General features: G+C 57.0%; 1 protein-coding gene. It reads left to right on the top strand.

Features of this window, described 5'->3' with window-relative positions; translation table 11 throughout:
- Positions 1–2,546, top strand: a 2,546-nt coding sequence (locus QMX89_RS22545) for a neuraminidase-like domain-containing protein (RefSeq protein WP_282349946.1), incomplete at both ends; no start/stop codon positions are given.

Here is a 2,546-nt window from a genome sequence, read left to right as displayed (position 1 = left end):
CGCCCCGCTCCCACAAGGATTCAAAGTGTTCACAAAATCCTTGTGGGAGCGGGGGCGGGCGGCGAGCTCTCTGCCCGCGAAGAGGCTCTCACTGGCACCCAAAAAACCCTTGAACCACCACCCAGGAATCCATTCCATGACCATTGCAGCAACCCTCAACGAAAGCTTTCGCGACGCCCTCGTCGCCTATTACCTGGGCGAATTGGTGCTCAACGACACCACCCTGCAGGAACTCGGGCTCACCGATAAACTGCGCACCGAAAACGACCTGTACGAGTACCTGCTGCTCGATACCCAGGTCACCCAGGCGGTAGAAACCAGCCCGGTGGCCAGCGCCATCGCCAGCCTGCAGCAGTACATCAACGGCGCCCTGCTGGGCATGGAGCCAGGTTATGACGATGTACGCTTCAGCGAAGCGCTACTCACCGAGTGGCGCGACCAGCGCAACCAATACCCGCTGTGGGCTGCCAACCAGCAACTGGCTTGGTACCCGTCGCTGTACATCGACCCGTCGTTGCGCATGAAGAAGTCGGCGTATTTCCAACAGCTGGAAAACGACATCAACCAGAACCGCATCAGCGTCGACACCACCCAGGAAGCGGTCCAGGCCTACCTGGCCAGCTTCGAGGAAGTGGCCAACCTGACCATCATCAACGGCTACATCGCCGGCACGGACTTCAAGGAGTCCAACTACTACTTCATCGGCAAGTCCCGCGCCGAGGGTGCCTATTACTGGCGTTCGGTAAACATGTCCGAGCGCAGCTACCTGTCCGGCACCGCGGGCCCCAAGCAGGACAACCCGCAGCCCGGCGCCTGGTCGGACTGGAAACGGGCCAACCTGCCGATCTCGGAAGCGGCGATCGAGAAAACCATCCGTCCGGTGTACTTCAACAATCGGCTGTTCGTGACCTGGGTCGAATTGATCGACAGCGTCGACCCGGCAGGCAGCGGTGATCTGGAAGCTGTACCGCCGAAAAACGGCACTTATGAATTCCGTGAGCTGGCCAAGCCCAAAGCGACATCGAAGCTGCGCTTGAACCTGACGTACAAGAAGTACGACGACAGCTGGAGTGCGCCGCAGTGCTACATGGAAACCGAAGTGGATCCCGCCGCCATTACCTACCAGTGGAAGACGGAAGAAAAGGATGACCCCGAATACGGCACTCACAAGATCGACCTCGACACCATTGCCGTCGTTGATGTCTCGACCAATCCCGAAGCGTTGTTCCTGGCCATGTATGCCGGTTACGTCAAGGGTTCAAGTACTACCGATGGCCGCTTGGACAAGTACCGCCTGCTGAAAACCCTGAAGATCGACAAGAATTTCAACAGCTTCGATCTGTTCCCGGAACACGGTCTGGTTGATGGCACTGAGGAAGAAAACGAGGAAGAGGACAAAAGACTGAATCGTAATCTGGTCATGCGCGTCGGCATCCTGTTCGCTGCCGCCGATACCAATGCCGGACGCTTCCAATTCCCTGTGACGGGAGTCTCGATCCGAATCAAGCCTTCTAGCCAAACCACCTCCCCCCATTCGGGAACCAGTGGCCTGCAAGGCTGGAACTATGCAGGCTGGCAGCCACGGATCCTGCACACCGTCGATGGCGACGACATCCAGTGGGATGAAGCCAGGCGCGAAATCAAGTTTACGACGCGAGTCAACACGCGTTTTGCAAAAGAAAGCGGCATCAAGATCACCTCGACTACTGGCACCGAAAGGTACGAATTTGAATTTTATCTGCCTGAAGACGATGGCGCGGATATGGCGACTCTGCTGCCCAACTCCCGACTGACATGCACGGCCGGGGCGTTTTCGAGCCCCTATCGGGGTTTTGTATGGCTCCAGTTGCCAGGAGGAAGGCATGTTCTGATAGCAGACCAGAACGATCAACGCGTAACTTTTAGTCCCAACGGTCACCATACAGACCTCGCTGGTAAAAGGGTAAACAGAGACCTGTTGCGTCGAGTCCAGGCCCGCCCAAGTGATCTTCTCTCAATGGAAACTTACAGCGTGTCGGGCGCCGGATCCCCCTCAAGCTACCCCGTATACAGTTCCGGAGACCTGAAGTTTCTGCAGTTCCTCGCCCGGCCAAGCTCAATGAGTAATCCCACGCCTGAGAGCAACCGGCTCAAGGTCAATCTTACGGTGGGTTCGGCTCAAGACACTTTATTGCCCAACCAGGACTCGCAATCGGCCACTATCAAAATAAGCCCTGAAACCCTTCGCCCTGATTGGAACGTTACCTGGCCAGACCACGAGAAAAAATTCACGATCATCCATGGCGTGTATGTCATGGAGACCAATGGCACCAGCAGCACCGGCATAGGCCATGCCATCAAAGCCACAGAGATCGAGCTTGAATTCATCGGCGACGACGCCCACTTGATCGCCCCGAAAATCTCGTACTACACCAACGCAACCCTGGGCACTGCCGAGTACATCGACTTCACCGGCTCCACCATCGCCAGTAATGACCAGAACAATGCTGATCGCCAGCCGATACGCATGAACACCCTGTTCGCCCGCAACCTGATCGAGCGTGCCA

Origin of the sequence: Pseudomonas sp. PS01301 (assembly GCF_029960215.1) — a bacterium.
Lineage (GTDB): Bacteria > Pseudomonadota > Gammaproteobacteria > Pseudomonadales > Pseudomonadaceae > Aquipseudomonas > Aquipseudomonas coleopterorum.
This window is presented reverse-complemented; position numbering and strand designations above follow the sequence as displayed.